Below are 17,486 nucleotides of genomic sequence, written 5' to 3' on the forward strand. Positions count from 1 at the left end.
GATCGAAAAGACGGCCGCCCGAACGATCCTCAAGAAACCGCTTGAGCTCAATCGCGGTTGAGGTTTTACAAGCCTGCCCCGAACGCAACAACGCCTCGATGCGGCGCGCTATCCGGCGCTGTCGATTCGCATGGTCCTGCCGGAAACCCGTACTGGCTTCTGGCGCCCTGCGCTGGTGTCGAGATATGCAAGGCAGGGGTGGAAATGACCGAAATCAGCACAAACAGGGTCGACTGGCGCGCATTGTGGGCAAGCGGCGACCTGGCGCGTTTCTGCTTCATCAGCCTCGGCATCCTGCTGCATGCCACCAACGAAACGATGGTCGCGACGGTGATGCCGGCCATGGTCGGCGAACTGGCCGGCGTCCAACTCGTCGGCTGGTCGCTGGCGATCTATGAACTTGGCGCCATCGTTGCCGGCGCAGCCGCCGGGCGGCTGGTGAGCTATGTTCCCCTACGCACCAACATGGTGGTCGCCGCGCTGCTTTACGCAGCCGGAGCACTGATCTGCGCCACCTCCCCTTCGATGCAATTGTTCCTTGCCGGCCGCCTGATCGAGGGGCTTGGCGGCGGGGCGCTGGTGTCGCTGGCCTTCGTCTCTGTCGAGCGGCTGTTCTCGCGCGCCATCTGGCCGCAGCTCTTCGGCATCATGTCGGCGATCTGGGGCGTCGCCGCATTCAGCGGACCATTGCTCGGCGCGCTCATGACCGAGCTGTTGTCATGGCGCTGGGCCTTTGGCATCTTCACTTTCGGTGGCGCTGCCATGGCGCTGGCAAGCTTCATCGTGCTCGACACGCCGGAGGCGACGAAACCCAGGACGAGCACGGGCAAGGCGCCGCCCTTCCCACTCGCGGCCCTTGGCTGCCTTGCCGTCGCCGTGGTGCTGATCGCCTCGGCCGGCGTCGACATCGCCTTGCTGCGTTCCTCGCTGCTGATGGTCCTCGGCCTCATCGGCCTGGTGTTGTTCTTTTACATCGACGCGCTGAAGCCGCGCTCGCGACTGTTCCCGGCGCGGCTGTTCTCATGGCGCACGCCGGTCGGCGCCGGCATGACCATGGTTGCCGCCTTTTCGGTGGCGACCTGTTCCTTCGGCGTCTACGGGCCGCTGCTGCTGACCAGCCTGCACGACGTTCCGCTGCTGACCACCGGCTACATCATCGCCGCCGAATCGATCGCCTGGTCGATCCTGTCGATCCTCGTCGCCAACGCGCCGCCGCAGCGCGAGCGGCTGATCATCGTTGGCGGCGCGATGATGATCGCGGCCGGCATCGCCGGCTTTGCCTACACGATACCCCTAGGCTCCATCCCGCTGATCCTGATCTGCGCCTTGTTGCAAGGCGGCGGCTTCGGCATCGCCTGGCCGTTCCTGACGCGCGTCATCGTCGCCTCCGCCCCAGAGGGCGAGCAGACCATCGCCTCGGCGGCGGTGCCAACCATGCAGCGCATCGGCTATGCCGTAGGTGCCGCCCTTGCCGGCATCGTCGCCAATGCCAGCGGCTTTTCGCAAGGTTTGAACCACGACGCGGCGGCGAATGTGGCGTCCTGGTTGTTTCTTGCCTTCGTGCCGCTCGGCATCGTCGGCTGCCTGGCGGCCTTGCGAGTATCCATGCCCCTTGGCCAGCCGCGGGAAGCTATCGGCTAAAACCTGGCCCGCTCACTCGACCTCGCGCAGGCGATAGCCTACGCCGGTCTCGGTGGTAATGTAACGCGGCTGGTCGGGGCTCTTCTCGATCTTCTGCCTGAGCTGCCGGACATAGACCCTGAGATACTGCACATCGGTCGAATCGCCCCAGACCTGCTTCAGAAGGAAATGGTGCGTCAGCACCTTGCCGGCGTGCTGCACGAGAATGCGCAGGATATCGTACTCCTTCGGCGAGAGCTTTACGTCCTTGCCCTCGACCTTGACGATGCGTTTGACCAGATCGACGGACAGGTCGCCGGTCTGGAAAATGGGCTTCTCGCCCTGTTGCTGGAATTTGTGCCGCAGCGCCACGCGGATGCGCGCGACCAGTTCGTTCATGCCGAATGGTTTGGTGACATAATCGTCGGCGCCGAGTTCCAGAGCCTGGACGATGCCGGCCTCATCGGTGCGGCTGGACAGAATGACCACCGGAATGTCGAGGCCGTCGTCGCGCCATTTGCGCAGCAGCTCATGGCCGCTCATGCCGGGCAGGCCAAGGTCGAGCAGGACGAGATCCGGCTTCTCCGCCTCCATCAGTTCGATCGCCACCCTGGCGTTCGGCGCCTCGCTGATCGCGTAGCCCTGGCTGCCGAGCCCGACGCGAAGCAGCTTGCGGATCGGCGGCTCGTCATCGACAACGAGTATCCTGACGTTCGAGTTTGTCATGCCAAGTGACCCACATCGTCGTCGTCCGTATTCGAGGCGAGTTTAGGCGGGTTTGCCGGCTTGGGCATCTTGATGGTGAAGACCGCGCCCGAACGGTCGGTCCGGTTTGCCGCCGTGATCGTGCCACCCATCGCCTCGATGAAGCCGCGGCAGATCGACAGCCCAAGCCCGGTGCCGGCACGGACCTGATCGCGCTTGCGCACCCGGTAGAAAGTGTCGAAAATCCGTTCCAGATCGCCAGGGGCGATGCCCGGCCCTTCATCCATGATCTGCAGGATGACCGAGCCGTTGTCGGTCCAACCCTGCACGCGGATCGTCGAACCGGCCGGCGCGTATTTCGCCGCATTGTCGAGGAGATTGAACAGCGCCTGCTCGAACAGAACGGGGTCGACCTTCAACATAGGCAAATCCGAGGGGATGTCTGTCTCGGTCTTATGCTCGGCAATGATTTTCCTGGCTCTCTGCAGGGCAGAGCCGACGATGTCGCCGACATAGTGGAAGGCGTAGTTCGGCTCCATTGCGCCGGACTCGATCTTGGTCATGTCGAGCAGATTGGCGATGAAGCGGTTCAATCGCTCGGATTCGTCGAGCACGGTCGTCAGCAGCTCTGCCCGGTCCCGTTCGGGAAGTGCCGGGGCGAATTCCCGCAGCGTGCCGGCGGCGCCCATGATGGCGGCGAGTGGCGTCTTCAAATCATGCGAGATGGAGGTGAGCAGCGCCGAGCGCAGCCGGTCCGCCTCGGCCGCGAGCTTGGCGCGGTCGACGTCGGCGACCAGCTGAATACGCTCGATGGCGACCGCTGCCTGGTCGGCTAGCGCATCGAGCAGGCGCTGCTGCTCGGGCGTCAGCAACGGTCCCTGCTTGTCATTGTCGAGACCGACGACGCCGATTGCCGTGCGCCCTGTCCGCAAGGGCAGATAGAGGCGCTTGGCGCCGGGAAGCGTGTCGGCGCCGCGCCCTGCGGCGCGGTTGTGCTCCCAGGCCCAGCGGGCGGCGGCGATGTCGGCTTCAGCCAACGTATCGTCGGGCGGATAGCCGGCCTTGACGGTGATCGTTCCGTCTTCCGGTAAAAGCAGCACCACACGCACCTTCAGCATCGAAGCGATCTGGAAAGCGGTGGCCCAAAGGACGTCGTCGAGCGTGCCGGCGCCGGCGAGCTTCTTTGAAAAAAGGTAGATGTCCTCCGTGGCCCGCGCCCGTGAGCGGGCGGCGACTGCCTGGCGCTGCACACGCGCCGTCAGATTGCTGGCAATCACCGCGACGACGAGGAACACGCCAAGCGCGACAATGCTCTCCGGATCCCGGATGGTGAGCGTGTAGCGCGGCTCCAGGAAGAAATAGTTGAATGCAAGGGCACTGACGAAACAGGCATACAGAGCCGGCCAGAGCCCGCTGGTCACCGCCGATGCCAGCACCGCGATGAGAAAGATGATCGCGAGATTGCGAACGTCGAGAAACTGATCGAGAAGGACGGCGAAGGCGAGAGAGCCCATGAGATAGGCCGTGGCCTGGAGATAAGGCCAGATTTGGAACTGCCACTGCTCGTCCGCCGTCCTGACACTCCTCGACGCCGCTTCGCTGTTGCGTTCGGTTCCCGAAATGACATGGACGCTGATGTCGCCGGCATTGCGGATGAGATCATAGGTGAGCGAGCCTTCGATCAATTCGCGCCAACGCGATCGGCTCGGCCTGCCGACCACGATATGGGTAAAATTGTTCGCCGTCGCATAACGCACGATGTCCTGAGCCACATTCTGACCCGGAATGGTCGTCACCTCGGCACCAAGCTGTTGGGCAAGGCGCAGGTTCGTCGCCAGCCGGTCCTTGTCCTCCTCGGGCATGCTGGCCGAGCGGGTGCTATCGACGTGCAGCGCCGTCCACGGAGCACGCAGCCGGTCAGCCAGCCTGCGTGCATAGCGCACGCGGGCCGCTCCTCCCGGACGCGCGTCGAGGCAGACGAGAACCCTTTCCCCGGCTGCCCACGGTCCGGGAATGGCGTGCGCCTGCATATGGATCAGCAACTGGTCGTCGACGCGCTGCGCGGTGCGGCGCAGCGCCAGCTCCCTGAGCGCCGTCAGATTGCCCGGCGAGAAATAGTTCTCGATCGCGCGCTGGGCGGTGTTGGGGAAATAGACCTTGCCTTCCTCGAGCCGCTTGATCAGGTCGTCGGGGGTGAGATCGATGATCTCGACATCGTCGGCCTGGTCGATGATGGAATCGGGAACGGTCTCGCGGACCCTGACCTTGGTGATCTGGGCGACGACGTCGTTAAGGCTTTCGACATGCTGGATGTTGAGCGTCGTATAGACGTCGATGCCTTGCGTCAGGATTTCCTGGACGTCGAGATAGCGCTTGGGGTGTCGGCTGCCTGGCGCGTTGGTGTGGGCGAGCTCGTCGACGAGAACCAGCGCCGGGCGCCGGGCAAGGATGGCATCGATATCCATCTCGTCGAGGATGCGCCCCTTGTAGTCGACCTTGCGGCGGGGAATGACCTCGTACCCCTCGACCAGGGCCAGCGTTTCCTTGCGGCCATGCGTCTCGACGACGCCGATCACCACATCCACGCCGTCGGCCAGCCTGGCGCGGCCCGACATCAGCATCTCGTAGGTCTTGCCGACGCCAGGGGCGGCACCCAGGAATATCCGCAGACGGCCTCGCGCCTCCCGCTCGGCATGATCAAGCAGTGCGTCGGGAGAGGGTCTGGTCTCGTTGCTTCTGTCGTCCGGCATCGGGATCGATCATGGATGGCGCCGGGGATACTGTCGATCCCCGGACCCCACCATTCACTATTTCGCGGCGTCCAGCGCAAGGTTGAGGCCGAGCACATTGACCACCGGCTCGCCCATGAAGCCGAGCTCCCTGCCCTCGACCTGGCTGTCGACAAGCGCCTTGACCTTGGCTTCGTCGATACCCCTGGCCTTGGCCACCCGGGCGACCTGGAAATAGGCCGCTTCCGGGCTGATATCGGGATCAAGGCCGCTGCCGGACGTCGTCACCAAGTCCATCGGAACAGGCTGGTTCGGGTTTTCCGCTTTCAACTTTTCCGCGTCGCCCTTGATGCGGTCGATCAGCTTGGGATTGGTCGGGCCGAGGTTGCTGCCGCTCGAGGCGGCGGCGTTGTAGCCGTCGCCGGCTGCCGAGGGGCGGCCGTGGAAATAACGGTCGCTGGCAAAGCCCTGGCCGATCAGTTCGGAGCCGATGACCTTGCCATCCTTCTCGATCAGGCTGCCATTGGCCTGACGCGGGAACAGCGCCTGGGCGATGCCGGTCATGCCGATCGGATAGATCAGGCCGGTCAGCACCGTGAAGAAGACGATCATGATGATCGCGGGTCTTATCTGGGTAAGCATGGACATATCCTCAGAGCAATTCCAGGAAATGTGTGGAGCGGTTTTCCGTCCGGAATTGCGTTAAAACAAAAAGTTAAGCGAGGCCGAGGGCAGTGACGATCATGTCGATCGCCTTGATGCCGACGAAAGGCACGATGATGCCGCCGAGGCCATAGACGAGCAGGTTGCGGCGGAGCAGCGCGCCGGCGCCGATGGCGCGGTATTTGACGCCTTTCAGTGACAGAGGGATCAGCGCGATGATGATCAGCGCGTTGAAGATTATAGCCGACAGGATGGCGCTCTGCGGCGTTGCCAGATGCATGATGTTGAGCGCCTGCAACGGGCCGGTCGTTTGTCCCGGAGCGACGTAGAAGACGGCGAACATCGCCGGAATGATGGCGAAATACTTGGCCACGTCGTTGGCGATCGAGAAGGTCGTCAGGGAGCCGCGCGTCATCAGCAGCGCCTTGCCGATCTCGACGATCTCGATGAGCTTGGTCGGATCGCTGTCGAGATCGATCATGTTGCCGGCCTCGCGCGCAGCGACCGTGCCGGTGTTCATGGCGACGCCGACGTCGGCCTGGGCAAGGGCCGGTGCATCGTTGGTGCCGTCGCCGCACATGGCGACCAGCTTGCCCTTGGCCTGTTCGTCGCGGATCAGCTTCAGCTTGTCCTCGGGCGTCGCTTGGGCGAGGAAGTCATCGACGCCGGCTTCCGCCGCGATCGCCGCCGCCGTCATCGGATTGTCGCCGGTGATCATCACCGTGCGGATGCCCATGCGGCGCAGTTCGGTGAAGCGTTCGCTGATACCGCCCTTGACGATGTCCTTGAGGTGGATGACGCCGAGCAGACGGCCGTCGCGTTCGACCGCCAGCGGCGTGCCGCCGGACTTGCCGATCTCGTCGGCGATGGTCTGGAGGTCGCGGACGGCTTCGCTGCTTGGGCGCGTGCCATGAGAGGCGGTTGTTGACTGGTTGACAAGGGCAAGCACGGAATCGACGGCGCCCTTGCGCACCGACGAGCCGTCGATGTCGACGCCGCTCATGCGGGTCTGCGCGGTGAAGGGAACGAAAGTCGCGTGCAGCGTTGCCATGTCGCGGGCGCGGATGGCGTATTTCTCCTTGGCCAGCACGACGATCGAACGGCCTTCCGGCGTTTCGTCGGCCAGCGAGGCAAGCTGGGCGGCGTCGGCCAGTTCCTGCTCGGTGACACCCTTGACCGGGCGAAACTCGGTCGCCTGGCGATTGCCGAGCGTGATCGTGCCGGTCTTGTCGAGCAGCAGTGTGTCGACGTCGCCTGCGGCTTCCACGGCGCGACCCGACATCGCCAGCACATTGAAGCGCACCAGCCGGTCCATGCCGGCGATGCCGATGGCCGACAGCAGCGCACCGATCGTCGTCGGGATCAGGGTCACGAACAGGGCGACTAGCACGGTCACCGAGATATAGCCGCCCGAATAGGAGGCAAAGCTCGGGATTGTCGCCGTCGTCAGAACGAAGATCAGCGTCATGCCGACGAGCAGGATGTTGAGCGCGATCTCGTTCGGCGTCTTCTGGCGCTCGGCTCCTTCGACCAGCGAGATCATGCGGTCGAGGAAGGTATGGCCCGATGCCGCCGTGATGCGCACGCGGATCCAGTCGGACAGCACCTGCGTGCCGCCGGTGACCGCCGAGCGGTCGCCGCCGGATTCGCGGATGACGGGTGCCGATTCACCGGTGATCGCCGCCTCGTTGACCGAGGCGACGCCTTCGATCACTTCGCCGTCCGACGGGATGATATCTCCGGCTTCGACAAGGACGACGTCACCGACCTTCAGGCTGGTGCCGGGCACGAACTTGAACTTGGCGCGGTCCTCGCCGGCCAGCAGCTTGGCCTGGGTCTCGGTGCGTGCCTTGCGCAGCGAGTCGGCCTGCGCCTTGCCGCGCCCTTCAGCGACAGCTTCGGCGAAGTTGGCGAACAGCACGGTGAACCACAGCCAGATGATGATCTGCAGCGTGAATTTGAAATCGCCGCCGCCGGTGATCAGATCCTTGACGAACAGGACAGTCGTCAGCGCCGAGACAACGGCGACGACGAACATGACCGGGTTCCTGATCAGGGTGCGCGGGTTCAGCTTCCTGAAGGCCCCGCCGATGGCGGGCCACAAGATGCTAGCATCCATGATGCTCGCTGATTTTGAATGGCTCATTTTGAAACTCCGGCTTCGGTGCTGTTGGATGGCACCGAGCGATCGGATGCCAAAAAGAAGTGTGGCGGCCCGTAGGCCAGCAACCAGAGGACGAGCATGACTGCCGCAAGACCGAGGAACGTCGACAGGGTTGGGAAAGGAGGAGGTCTCTCCTCCTTTCCGTGATCGCCATTGTGGCTAGTCTTGCGACGCATGGTGTTGAACCAGGACATGGCGGCCTCAGAAGGTCTGCCCGTGAATCATCGCCAGGTGCTCGATGATCGGCCCGACGGCGAGCGCCGGGAAGAAGGTCAGACCGCCGACGATGAGGATGACGCCGACCAGCAGCCCGACGAACAGCGGGCCATCGGTCGGGAAGGTGCCCGCGGAAGCTGGAACCGTCTTCTTCGCCACCAGCGAGCCGGCAATGGCCAGCGCCGGGATGATGACCAGGAAGCGGCCCATCAGCATGCCGATGCCGATGGTGATGTTGTACCAGGGCGTGTTGCCGGTGAGGCCGCCGAAGGCTGAACCATTGTTCGCAGCACCCGACGTATAGGCATAGAGGACCTCCGAGAAGCCGTGCGGGCCGGCATTGCCCATCGACGCCACGCCGGTCGGCAGAACCACCGCGATGGCCGTGAAGATCAGCATCGCCAGCGGCAGGCACAGGATGGCCAGCATCGCCATCTTGACCTCCTTGGCCTCGATCTTCTTGCCGAGATATTCGGGCGTGCGGCCAACCATCAGACCGGCGACGAAGACGGCGACGACGATGTACATCAGGATGCCGTAGAGGCCGGCGCCGACACCGCCGACGATAACTTCGCCAAGCTGCATGTTGATGATCGGGATCATGCCGCCGAGCGCGGTGAACGAACCGTGCATGGCATTGACGGCGCCGCAGGAAGCGGCAGTGGTAATGACGGCAAACAGCGCCGACAGAGCTATGCCGAAGCGGCTCTCCTTGCCTTCCATATTGCCGCCCTCGATGCCCAGCGCGTGTACCAGCGGATTGCCGGTGGCTTCCGCCCAGTAGCAGATGGCGACACCGGCGATGAACATGACGCCCATGGCCGACAGGATCGCCCAGCCCTGGCGCTGGTTGCCGATCATGCGCCCGAAGACGTTGGTCAAGGCGGCGCCGATGGCGAAGATCGACACCATCTGGATCAGGTTGGAGATCGCGTCGGGATTCTCGAAGGGGTGCGCGGCATTGGCGTTGAAGAAGCCGCCGCCATTGGTGCCGAGCATCTTGATGGCCACCTGCGAAGCGACAGGACCGACGGCGATGGTCTGCTGCGCGCCCTCGAGCGTCGTGGCGTTGACATAGGCGCCGAGCGTCTGCGGCATGCCGAGCCAGACATAGACCAGCGTCAGCACGACGCAGAACGGCAACAGCAGATAGAGTGTGGAACGGGTCATATCGACCCAGAAATTGCCGATCGACTTGCCCGATGCCCGGGCAAAGCCGCGGATCAGCGCGATGGCTATCGCGATACCCGTGGCCGCCGAAACGAAATTCTGCACCGTCAGGCCGGCCATCTGCACGAGATAGGACATCGTGCTTTCGCCACCATAATTCTGCCAGTTGGTGTTGGTCATGAAGCTGGCGGCGGTGTTGAAGGCCAGTCCTGGTTCAACCGCGGTCATGCCGGCCGGATTGTAAGGCAGGCTTCCCTGCAGGCGCTGCAGGACATAGAGCACCAGGAAGCCGGCAAGGTTGAACAACAGCATCGCGACCGCGTAGGTCGCCCAGTGCTGTTCCTCGCGCTCGCTGGTTCCGCAAATACGATAGAGTCCGCGCTCGAGCGGGCCGAAGATTGGCGAAAGCAGTGTGCGGTCGCCGTTGAAGACGCGGTGCATGTAGCCGCCGAGTGGCTTCACCAGCAAAATGATGATCCCGCAATAAACCAGGATTTGTATCCAACCGTTTGTTGTCATGGCTGTGGCTTTCCGTGCCTTCAGAAGCGTTCTGGACGAATGAGCGCGTAGGTCAGGTAGGCGAGCAGAAACAACGTCACGCCACCACCGAGGATGTAATCGACTAGCATGGTCCGATCCTCTAGCTCAAATTCTGTCGCAGGCTTTGACATAGGCGAAGAACAGGGCGAAAAACAAAGCCCCGATCCCGAGAACAATGACGTCCATTATGCTTGTTCCTTGCTTACATTTTTCTACGTTGCGCCTGCTGTTCGCAGGCTGGCAATTACGTGAAAACGGCGCGCCACTTCGATCTCTCACAGCGTCCGGCGCCTGCTCAAGGTGGAATATAGACCGGGCCGTCATAAAGGTTCGAGACGGGGCGCAGTGGAAAGAAATAGGAATTTTATAAAGATTTCCGTTCGAAGCGGGCGGAACGATTCCCCGGACGGGAGATTGTCGACTTGAGGGCCCACGCACTAAAGGAGACGACAATGGCAAAGCAGAAAATGCTCGACGACCTGTTTCACGACACGCTGAAAGACATCTATTTCGCCGAAAAGAAGATATTGGCGACGTTGCCGAAAATGGCCAAGGCCGCGCAAAGTGCCGACCTGAAAGCCGCCTTCGAAAAGCACCGCACCGAGACCGAAGGACATGTCGCGAGGCTGGAGAAAGTCTTCGGTGTCATCGGCAAGAAGCCGGCCGGCAAGACCTGTGCGGCCATCATGGGCATCACCGACGAAGGCGCCGAGATCATGGAGGAGTACAAGGGATCTCCCGCGCTTGACGCCGGCCTGCTGGCTGCCGCTCAAGCGGTCGAACACTACGAGATCTCGCGTTATGGCACGCTGAGGACCTGGGCCGGCGAACTCGGCCTGAATGAGGCGGTGACGCTGCTTGAAGCAACGCTGAAGGAGGAAAAGGCCACCGACGAAGCACTGACGCAGCTCGCGGAGTCGGCCGTTAACGTCGCGGCGGAAGCCGCGTAGATTCGTAAAAGAATGATCGGTGGGCTGCGTCTAAACGATCTGGCGCGGCTCCCACATCGTTGCTGAGATAGGTCGGATCGAACTCGGCGACGCACATAGGTTCGACACAAGTTGATTGCCAGCGGGGCGCAACGTCGTCAGCCTCGGCTGCGAGATGGCGGTCTCCTGGATCGCTGGAAAAGTGAAAGCCCGGCTGGGGAGGGCCAAGCCGGACTTTCTGAGGGGGGCTGGTGTAGCTTAGGCCACCGTGATGGAAGGTCGCATCAATCCTCAGGCAGCGTACCCGCCATAACCGCGCGCAACGGCGTGCACGCCCGCGACCGGCTCGAGGTCCGGCCACAGGATGCCGGTGGCTTGCGCAAATTCGAGCAGCGCCCGGCGTGCCTGCTCGATGGTCACATAGCCCCGAATGGCGAGCTCACATGCCTTGACCGCATTGCGGTAAAGCGGGCCGCGGCGGGAGGTCGTCCAGTCGGTCAGAAAATCGTGCATTTCGGCCAGTGAGGTTATCTCACGCTTGAAGCCGAGGCCGACGGTCAATGCGACCGGTGAATGAAACAGCTTGTCGTGCATGAAGGGGGCTCCTGAGTTTATCCCGCGCTTGGAGAAATATCCGGGCGGGTCCGCGAACGGGACGCCAAGAAACGCGCAACGAGGCAGGGGGTTCCAAGCTGGGCGTGAACGTTCTTTTGGATGTGCCCGGCTGCTGTCGAAGCGGTTGCTTCGAAGGCTTGCATCGTGTGTCCGGTCCGCCAGCCATGGCCGTGGGTACGGTTGAGTCTGCAATTCTGCGCGAGGCTGGCGCCTAGGATTTAGCCGTTACTTGACAAGTAGGCCGCCGGCGATGAATTCTGACGTGGTCTGAGCCAGGGGGATTTCGGATGAGAAAGACCTACGAAAAGCCAATTCTGGTAAAGCGGGAGAGATTGTCCGCCGTCACCGCCGACTGCACACCTTCCACTTGCGTGCCGCAGTAAGGCCACCAGATCGGTAGACGACCGCACCTAACAGAGGGCTGGCGTCGCTTTTTATTTGTCACCCGTTGGTGCCGTGGGCCGTTCTCGCGCTGGTCCGTTTATGCGGCCCGGGGAAATGCGTCTGGGGCCTTGCGTCGGATGCCCGGTTGCACTTGGCGATCTGCGCGTACCACAGTTTCATTGCCGAATGGATCTGGCCGGCATGCCAATATCGTTCTGTATTCCTATGGCGTCCGCGGCCCATTCCCGCATTTCCGGGGACGCATCGCTGGACTTGAGGATCGACACTGCCAGTGCCGCTATATCGGCGGGCGGTTTTTGGTTAGCGGCCATATAGGCAAAATAGCCAACCGTGACGGCACACCCTATCGAAATAACAGATGGGACAAACTGTACTGTCTTCAGAGCTATTGTTCGCCAGCGTTTGGATGGGCTGGGTTTTGAGACGTCATCTTCGTCATCCAGGTCAGTCATTCCACTCTGCCCCCGCGAGTCGATACAACACCATCTATTATGATGAGCTTCATTAGTTAAAATACGAATAAAACTTTCTTGGGCCTATTCGCGCAAGCAAGCCGAGAAATGTACGCCAGCGCGCGATCGACCCGAAAAGACGTGGGCCAGACAGAATGGTGCCAGACAATGTGCTGCTGCCAGCCTGATCGTTGCTAACGTGGCGAAACAGAATCCCGCCTCGTGCGGGTCTTCATGTTTCGCCAAGGATATGCCCCCCGAAAATAAGAGCTAATCAATTGATTTCACTAAGAAGTGGCGGAGAGAGCGGGATTCGAACCCGCGTTACGGTCTCCCGTAAACACACTTTCCAGGCGTGCGCCTTCAACCACTCGGCCACCTCTCCGTCCATGCATGTCGCGTCGGCCGGTTTCGCCGCGCGGGTTGGGGGAGATGCACCTCCCTTGGGGCAAGGCGAAATTTCCGCCATCGGCGTCGCCAACCAGCAAACGCCTTTCCCCCACACCTGAGCCGTCAAAGCAACAGGCGCGGGGCTCATCTAGTCGATCCGACGGCGAATGCCAAGCCATAACGGCAGTCTATTCGCTTTGCCGGCCACACTGTGTTTCGCAAGGCCGCCGGCGTGCCCGTTTTTGCAGCGCCGCGACCGCAATGGTGTGCACAGCCCCGACCGCGAGGCCGGCCGCCCTTGACTTCCCCCAGAGCCGCCTGTCGAGTGACAAGGCTTTGCGGGGGCATCGTGCGGACATGACATCGAGCAATGGGCAGACGCCGGTCAGGCGGCCGGACAGCGGGCTGTCCTTCGTGCCGCCGGGCTGGCTCGTCTTCGTCATGGCATGGTCGGTCTACGGCCTGATATCCACTTGGCGCCTGGTGTGGGACTACAGCCTGCCTGACAGGGTTTTCTATCTCATCTATGGCGGGCTCGCCGTCGACATCATCACCATTCTATGGGGGCTCTATCTGCTCGGCCTCGCCTTTGGCCGCTCGGCGCGCTTCCCGCGCCAGTTCACCATCTGGCAGATCGCCACCATCGTCTGGCTGCTGGCGCGGCAGGCCTATGTGCTAACGATTTCCGATGTCGTCTTTTCAGGCAAGGCGCTTACCATCACCGTTGCGGAAATCGCCATCGGGGTTCTCTGCATCTATCTTATACGCCGCGGTTCCGAAGCCGGGGCCGTCTATGCCAAGCCGGGAACCGAAGAGCCGCCGGTCTTCGTGTCGATCGTCGCCGCCCTGCTCGGCATCATCCTTGGCGCGGTCATTGGCGCCCTCGCCGGCTTCGTCGCCGGCTCGATCATTGCCGACGCCAGCGACATGAGCTGCTTCGAAGGCGCCTGCGGCTATTTCGCCGTCTTCATTGGCTTGGCCGGGCTTGTGATCGGTGCCATCGGCGGCGGCATTTTCGCCGTCTGGCGCGTCCAACGGCGCAAACGCAAGCCGGTGGCATAGGGTCGACCAGAGAAAGCATAGGCTTCAAATTCGCGTATGGCGATTGCGCACCAGGCATGCGCATTCTATCTGTCGTTTCGAAACGTGCCGGAAGGCCCTCGGGAGGAGCTTGAGGAAAGGCCGGAGGAAGGTCTCTAATGTTTCGCTTCGTCTTCCGTCTTGCCGCAATGGTCGCGCTGTCGATCTCCGTCATCATGGCGGTGCTCGACGCTACACGCACCGTGGCGGCATCAGTGCTGGTGCTGACCCCGCTCAACACCAGCTGGCTGGCCGTGTCGCCCGACACGCGGGCCGCCTTCGAGACCTTCGTTCGCGCCAAGGCCGGTCCGCTGCTTTGGGACGGCGCCATCGCCTGGGTGCTCAACCAGCCCGGCTTCGCAGTTTTTGCCGTACTGGCCTTCCTGCTCTATGCGATCGGCTACAGGCGGCAACGACGCACGGGACAGTTCGCGGCCAGATGACCCGCTTCTTGCGTTCCCCCAGAGAGGAAAGCCGCGCATGTTCTTTCTCAGCGACATGCTGAACAAGAAACTCAATCTGCCGAAGCCGTCCGAGGCGCTGCCGGGCCGCGCACGGGCGATCCCCACCGCACCCAGGCACAAGGTCTTGAAAAGACCGCTCAAGGGTCCCTATCCCGAGGGGCAGGAGACGGCGATGTTCGGGCTCGGCTGCTTCTGGGGTGCTGAGCGGCTGTTCTGGCAGATCGAAGGTGTCTGGGTCACAGCGGTCGGCTACGCCGGCGGCATCACGCCCAATCCGACCTATCAGGAGACCTGCACCGGCCTTACCGGCCATGCCGAAGTGGTGTTGGTCGTCCACGATCCCAAGATCGTCTCCTATGCCGCGCTTCTGAAGCTGTTCTGGGAAAGCCACGACCCGACGCAAGGCATGCGCCAGGGCAATGATGTCGGCACCACCTACCGCTCCGCGATCTACACATCAGGTGATGCGCAATTGCGGGCGGCGGGCGCCTCGCGCGATGCCTATGAGGCCTCGCTGCGCGCTGCCGGCCACGGCAGGATCACCACCGAGATCGCCCCGGCGCCCGAATTCTACTTTGCCGAAGGCGATCACCAGCAATATCTGGCCAAGAATCCTTACGGCACTTGCAGCCTCAAAGGCACCGGAGTGGCTTGCGCCATCCCGACTGCCGCCTCCGCCTGAAGCCCTGATCCATGTCGCTCAAAATGTGGCCCCGGTTTTGAGACAACGACATGAATGGAAACAGGGACCTAAAGCTCGACGCATGGTTCCATTTCGACGCGACGCGCTTTAGGGTCAAGGAGCAGCGCGGCTTGCCCGCGCCAGGCTTTTCCAAAAGGCCAAAATTCCGCGTGAATTTTGTTTCGGGCCATGCCAGATTGACCCGAGCGGGAGGGGAGTACACTCCTGGCTGACGTCGTATGCCTGCCGGAGAACCGGGCTGGTATCCGGTGCGTAACGGAAAAATAACCGACAGGGTGTGGATCACATGAAACGTATCGTTCTCGGCCTCCTGGCCGCAACCGCAATGGTTCTTCCGGCTTTCGCCGCGGATGTCGAGCCGGCCATCCTCTATGATCTCGGCGGTAAGTTCGACAAATCCTTCAACGAGGCTGCCTATCACGGCGCCGAGAAGTTCAAGACCGAGACCGGCGTCGCTTATGTCGAGTTCGAGGTGTCCAATGCCTCGCAGCGCGAGCAGGCGCTGCGCCGCTTCGCCGAGGACGGCCACAACCCGATCGTCATGGCCGGCTTCGCCTGGGAGGATGCGCTGAAGAAGGTCGCGGCCGAATATCCCGATCTCAACTTCGCCATCATCGACGACGCCGTCGACCTGCCCAATGTTCGCTCGCTGGTATTCAAGGAGAACGAAGGCTCCTATCTCGTCGGCATCATGGCGGCGATGGCCTCGAAGTCCAAGAAGGTCAGCTTCGTCGGTGGCATGGACATCCCGCTGATCCGCAAGTTCGAATGCGGCTATGTCGGCGGCGCCAAGTCGGCCGGTGCGACCGACGTCATCCAGAACATGACCGGTGATACGCCGGCCGCGTGGAACGACCCGGCCAAGGGCGGTGAGATCGCCAAGACGCAGATCGACCAAGGCTCCGACGTGGTCTATGCTGCGGCCGGCGGTACCGGCGTCGGCGTGTTGCAGGCGGCGGCTGATGCCGGCAAGCTCGGCATCGGCGTCGATTCCAACCAGAACGGCCTGCAGCCCGGCAAAGTGCTGACCTCGATGCTGAAGCGCGTCGACGTTGCCGTCTACAGCGCCTTCATGGACGGCAAGAACGGCACATTCAAGGGCGGCCTGCAAAATCTCGGCCTCAAGGAAGGCGGCGTCGACTACGCCATGGACGACAACAACAAGGCGCTGGTCACCGACGAGATGAAAGCCGCCGTCGAAAAGGCCAAGGCCGACATCATCGCCGGCAAGATCGAGGTGCACGACTACACCGCCGACAACGCCTGCCCCTATTGAGCGGCTCGGGCATAAGCCAAGATCCGCAAACCGCCGGGCGCAAGCCCGGCGGTTTTGCCTTCTACCGGGTCGAGCGAAATATTCGCCACCCGCAACGGACACCATTCCGGGACAAGGATGCAGCCGACAATCGAACCCATGCGGGAGCGCGATTTAACAGCCGTCGCGCGACTGCGCCTGGCCACCTTTTTCGAGGGGACGGCAAGGACTGTCGAAGAGGATGCGGCAGGCCTTCACCGACTGCTTGCCGGTGATGGCTTCGAGGCGGCATTCGTGGCCCGAATCGGCGATGTGCCGGTTGGCTCGTGCCTGCTGGTCCGGCACGAACTTGAACCGGCGCATGGTCTCACGCCATGGTTGGCCGGGTTGGTTGTCGATGCCGGGTATCGAGGCGCAGGGATCGGCAGCGCGCTGGTCAGGGCGACTAAAGCCCATGCGGCTGCGCGGGGTGTCGAGACACTCTATCTCTACACATGGGAAGCACGTGATTTCTACGCAGCCCTTGGCTGGACCATGATTGAGGTTTTTGGGCAGGACGACGAAACGGTGGCTCTGATGTCGTGCCGGCCGCGCGCATGATCCCGAAAGAAAGCTCTAAAATGTGCCGGCCAGGTACCCCAGCGCGAACGCCACGATCAACGCGACGGCCACGACAAATCCGCGCCGGCCGCCAAGCGTGTGCAGGCCAATGCTGTGCGGCCGCTGCGGCAGGCTTCGGATCACGGTTGGCGACCTGGCATCGCCCAGGCCAGAGCTGCGCATCTGCGGCAGGTCGACAATGTACTGGGTGATCTGCTCCCAGCGCGCTTCGCCATCAGCCGGTTCGGCACGGCCGATGATGTGCATGCGTTCGGCGAGATCTACGACGGCGTCGCGGAAGGCCGGGTCGATCTCCAGATCGCGCTCGGCCCGTTCACGTTCCGCGTCGTTCATCAGGCCGAGCACATAGTCGCCGGCCCGCGCGACGCGATCGCTTTCACTGGCCATGGCGTGCACCCTCCCCCTTTTCCTCACCAATGCGGCGGCTTGGTTACGGGCACATCATCTCCTGCCTGCTCCTCCAGCGCCAGGAAGCGATCCGTCAGCGCGTCGAGCTTGCGCTGCATGCGTTCGATCACCTTCCACTGCTCGGCGATCTGGCCGGACAGTTCCTCAATGGTCTTCTCCTGTTCGGCAGCGCGGATCTCCAGCGTCGTCAGCCGATCGGCGGGCATGATCATATGGAATTCCCCAGTCCTTCACCGCGATGTCGTGCGCCGTGATGCGAATTTCGGCTTTGCCATATTAGCGAATGTGAAGGCCCCGGCCACGTTGGAAATTGACAAGCGCACCGGGATTTGTCGAGAGTGAACACTGCTCCTGCCA

Annotated in this window: 18 protein-coding genes and 1 tRNA gene; 7 read left to right on the forward strand and 12 right to left on the reverse strand. The window is 62.5% G+C overall.

Annotated features, from left to right (window positions below):
* Nucleotides 1-204: 204 nt before the first annotated feature.
* Nucleotides 205-1,641: an MFS transporter gene (locus ASD99_RS19345; protein ID WP_057144609.1), complete on the forward strand. Its 1,437-nt coding sequence runs from the start codon at nt 205-207 to the stop codon at nt 1,639-1,641.
* A 12-nt stretch (nt 1,642-1,653) separates the two neighbouring features.
* Here ASD99_RS19345 and ASD99_RS19350 read toward each other — a convergent pair whose 3' ends face one another.
* The 7 genes from ASD99_RS19350 to kdpF form a co-directional block, all read right to left on the reverse strand.
* Nucleotides 1,654-2,346 carry a response regulator transcription factor gene (locus ASD99_RS19350; RefSeq protein ID WP_056595084.1) on the reverse strand — a complete coding sequence of 231 codons (693 nt, stop codon included), beginning with the start codon at nt 2,344-2,346 and terminating at the stop codon, nt 1,654-1,656.
* Nucleotides 2,343-5,075, reverse strand: coding sequence for a sensor histidine kinase (locus ASD99_RS19355; protein ID WP_057144610.1), 2,733 nt, complete (start codon nt 5,073-5,075; stop codon nt 2,343-2,345). The genes ASD99_RS19350 and ASD99_RS19355 overlap by 4 nt, the downstream gene beginning before the upstream one ends.
* 57 nt (nt 5,076-5,132) lie before the next feature.
* The gene (gene kdpC / locus ASD99_RS19360; protein WP_056595249.1) at nt 5,133-5,696 is read right to left on the reverse strand and encodes a potassium-transporting ATPase subunit KdpC; all 564 of its coding nucleotides are present in this window, start codon (nt 5,694-5,696) and stop codon (nt 5,133-5,135) included.
* A gap of 73 nt (nt 5,697-5,769) precedes the next feature.
* Entirely contained in the window at nt 5,770-7,863 is a 2,094-nt protein-coding gene (kdpB, locus tag ASD99_RS19365) for a potassium-transporting ATPase subunit KdpB (protein WP_057144611.1), read from the reverse strand.
* Complete coding sequence (locus ASD99_RS32530) at nt 7,860-8,075, reverse strand: hypothetical protein (protein ID WP_082583357.1); 216 nt, start codon at nt 8,073-8,075, stop codon at nt 7,860-7,862. The genes kdpB and ASD99_RS32530 overlap by 4 nt, the downstream gene beginning before the upstream one ends.
* 7 nt (nt 8,076-8,082) lie before the next feature.
* Complete coding sequence (gene kdpA / locus ASD99_RS19370; RefSeq protein WP_057144612.1) at nt 8,083-9,786, reverse strand: potassium-transporting ATPase subunit KdpA; 1,704 nt, start codon at nt 9,784-9,786, stop codon at nt 8,083-8,085.
* Nucleotides 9,787-9,806: 20 nt separating this feature from the next.
* Nucleotides 9,807-9,896, reverse strand: a complete 90-nt coding sequence (gene kdpF, locus ASD99_RS19375) for a K(+)-transporting ATPase subunit F (RefSeq protein ID WP_015315765.1) — start codon at nt 9,894-9,896, stop codon at nt 9,807-9,809.
* A gap of 363 nt (nt 9,897-10,259) precedes the next feature.
* Here kdpF and ASD99_RS19380 point away from each other — a divergent pair, with 363 nt between their 5' ends.
* On the forward strand, nt 10,260-10,757 hold the full coding sequence (locus tag ASD99_RS19380) for a ferritin-like domain-containing protein (protein ID WP_056595074.1): 498 nt from the start codon (nt 10,260-10,262) through the stop codon (nt 10,755-10,757).
* Nucleotides 10,758-11,027: 270 nt separating this feature from the next.
* Here ASD99_RS19380 and ASD99_RS19385 read toward each other — a convergent pair whose 3' ends face one another.
* The 3 genes from ASD99_RS19385 to ASD99_RS19390 form a co-directional block, all read right to left on the reverse strand.
* Nucleotides 11,028-11,330 carry a DUF982 domain-containing protein gene (locus tag ASD99_RS19385; protein ID WP_057144613.1) on the reverse strand — a complete coding sequence of 101 codons (303 nt, stop codon included), beginning with the start codon at nt 11,328-11,330 and terminating at the stop codon, nt 11,028-11,030.
* Between the two features lie 581 nt (nt 11,331-11,911).
* Entirely contained in the window at nt 11,912-12,208 is a 297-nt protein-coding gene (locus ASD99_RS33525) for a hypothetical protein (protein ID WP_056595068.1), read from the reverse strand.
* A 295-nt stretch (nt 12,209-12,503) separates the two neighbouring features.
* A tRNA-Ser gene (locus ASD99_RS19390) sits at nt 12,504-12,593 on the reverse strand.
* Between the two features lie 362 nt (nt 12,594-12,955).
* Between ASD99_RS19390 and ASD99_RS19395 the strand changes: the two genes are divergently transcribed.
* From ASD99_RS19395 to ASD99_RS19415, 5 genes are all read left to right on the forward strand, one after another.
* Nucleotides 12,956-13,660: a hypothetical protein gene (locus ASD99_RS19395; protein WP_056595066.1), complete on the forward strand. Its 705-nt coding sequence runs from the start codon at nt 12,956-12,958 to the stop codon at nt 13,658-13,660.
* A 137-nt stretch (nt 13,661-13,797) separates the two neighbouring features.
* Nucleotides 13,798-14,121, forward strand: coding sequence for a hypothetical protein (locus ASD99_RS19400; RefSeq protein WP_056595063.1), 324 nt, complete (start codon nt 13,798-13,800; stop codon nt 14,119-14,121).
* A gap of 37 nt (nt 14,122-14,158) precedes the next feature.
* A complete protein-coding gene (msrA, locus tag ASD99_RS19405; RefSeq protein ID WP_056595061.1) occupies nt 14,159-14,824 on the forward strand; it encodes a peptide-methionine (S)-S-oxide reductase MsrA in 666 nt (221 codons plus the stop codon).
* Nucleotides 14,825-15,131: 307 nt separating this feature from the next.
* Complete coding sequence (locus tag ASD99_RS19410; RefSeq protein ID WP_057144898.1) at nt 15,132-16,121, forward strand: BMP family lipoprotein; 990 nt, start codon at nt 15,132-15,134, stop codon at nt 16,119-16,121.
* A 117-nt stretch (nt 16,122-16,238) separates the two neighbouring features.
* Nucleotides 16,239-16,700 (forward strand): GNAT family N-acetyltransferase, encoded by a 462-nt coding sequence (locus tag ASD99_RS19415; RefSeq protein WP_057144614.1) that lies wholly within the window; start codon nt 16,239-16,241, stop codon nt 16,698-16,700.
* Between the two features lie 15 nt (nt 16,701-16,715).
* Here ASD99_RS19415 and ASD99_RS19420 read toward each other — a convergent pair whose 3' ends face one another.
* Both ASD99_RS19420 and ASD99_RS19425 read right to left on the reverse strand, forming a co-directional pair.
* Entirely contained in the window at nt 16,716-17,108 is a 393-nt protein-coding gene (locus ASD99_RS19420) for a hypothetical protein (RefSeq protein ID WP_057144615.1), read from the reverse strand.
* A gap of 23 nt (nt 17,109-17,131) precedes the next feature.
* A complete protein-coding gene (locus ASD99_RS19425) occupies nt 17,132-17,341 on the reverse strand; it encodes a SlyX family protein (protein ID WP_056595051.1) in 210 nt (69 codons plus the stop codon).
* Nucleotides 17,342-17,486: the final 145 nt, after the last annotated feature.

The organism is Mesorhizobium sp. Root695 (assembly GCF_001428185.1).
Taxonomy (GTDB): domain Bacteria; phylum Pseudomonadota; class Alphaproteobacteria; order Rhizobiales; family Rhizobiaceae; genus Mesorhizobium.

What these genes read in the sequence shown, in the direction of transcription:
- ASD99_RS19345 (WP_057144609.1), top strand. Translation starts at nt 205, where the DNA reads ATGACCGAAATCAGCACAAACAGGGTCGACTGGCGCGCATTGTGGGCA.
- ASD99_RS19350 (WP_056595084.1), bottom strand. Translation starts at nt 2,346, where the DNA reads ATGACAAACTCGAACGTCAGGATACTCGTTGTCGATGACGAGCCGCCG.
- ASD99_RS19355 (WP_057144610.1), bottom strand. Translation starts at nt 5,075, where the DNA reads ATGCCGGACGACAGAAGCAACGAGACCAGACCCTCTCCCGACGCACTG.
- kdpC (WP_056595249.1), bottom strand. Translation starts at nt 5,696, where the DNA reads ATGCTTACCCAGATAAGACCCGCGATCATCATGATCGTCTTCTTCACG.
- kdpB (WP_057144611.1), bottom strand. Translation starts at nt 7,863, where the DNA reads ATGAGCCATTCAAAATCAGCGAGCATCATGGATGCTAGCATCTTGTGG.
- ASD99_RS32530 (WP_082583357.1), bottom strand. Translation starts at nt 8,075, where the DNA reads ATGTCCTGGTTCAACACCATGCGTCGCAAGACTAGCCACAATGGCGAT.
- kdpA (WP_057144612.1), bottom strand. Translation starts at nt 9,786, where the DNA reads ATGACAACAAACGGTTGGATACAAATCCTGGTTTATTGCGGGATCATC.
- kdpF (WP_015315765.1), bottom strand. Translation starts at nt 9,896, where the DNA reads ATGCTAGTCGATTACATCCTCGGTGGTGGCGTGACGTTGTTTCTGCTC.
- ASD99_RS19380 (WP_056595074.1), top strand. Translation starts at nt 10,260, where the DNA reads ATGGCAAAGCAGAAAATGCTCGACGACCTGTTTCACGACACGCTGAAA.
- ASD99_RS19385 (WP_057144613.1), bottom strand. Translation starts at nt 11,330, where the DNA reads ATGCACGACAAGCTGTTTCATTCACCGGTCGCATTGACCGTCGGCCTC.
- ASD99_RS33525 (WP_056595068.1), bottom strand. Translation starts at nt 12,208, where the DNA reads ATGACTGACCTGGATGACGAAGATGACGTCTCAAAACCCAGCCCATCC.
- ASD99_RS19395 (WP_056595066.1), top strand. Translation starts at nt 12,956, where the DNA reads ATGACATCGAGCAATGGGCAGACGCCGGTCAGGCGGCCGGACAGCGGG.
- ASD99_RS19400 (WP_056595063.1), top strand. Translation starts at nt 13,798, where the DNA reads ATGTTTCGCTTCGTCTTCCGTCTTGCCGCAATGGTCGCGCTGTCGATC.
- msrA (WP_056595061.1), top strand. Translation starts at nt 14,159, where the DNA reads ATGTTCTTTCTCAGCGACATGCTGAACAAGAAACTCAATCTGCCGAAG.
- ASD99_RS19410 (WP_057144898.1), top strand. Translation starts at nt 15,132, where the DNA reads ATGAAACGTATCGTTCTCGGCCTCCTGGCCGCAACCGCAATGGTTCTT.
- ASD99_RS19415 (WP_057144614.1), top strand. Translation starts at nt 16,239, where the DNA reads ATGCAGCCGACAATCGAACCCATGCGGGAGCGCGATTTAACAGCCGTC.
- ASD99_RS19420 (WP_057144615.1), bottom strand. Translation starts at nt 17,108, where the DNA reads ATGGCCAGTGAAAGCGATCGCGTCGCGCGGGCCGGCGACTATGTGCTC.
- ASD99_RS19425 (WP_056595051.1), bottom strand. Translation starts at nt 17,341, where the DNA reads ATGATCATGCCCGCCGATCGGCTGACGACGCTGGAGATCCGCGCTGCC.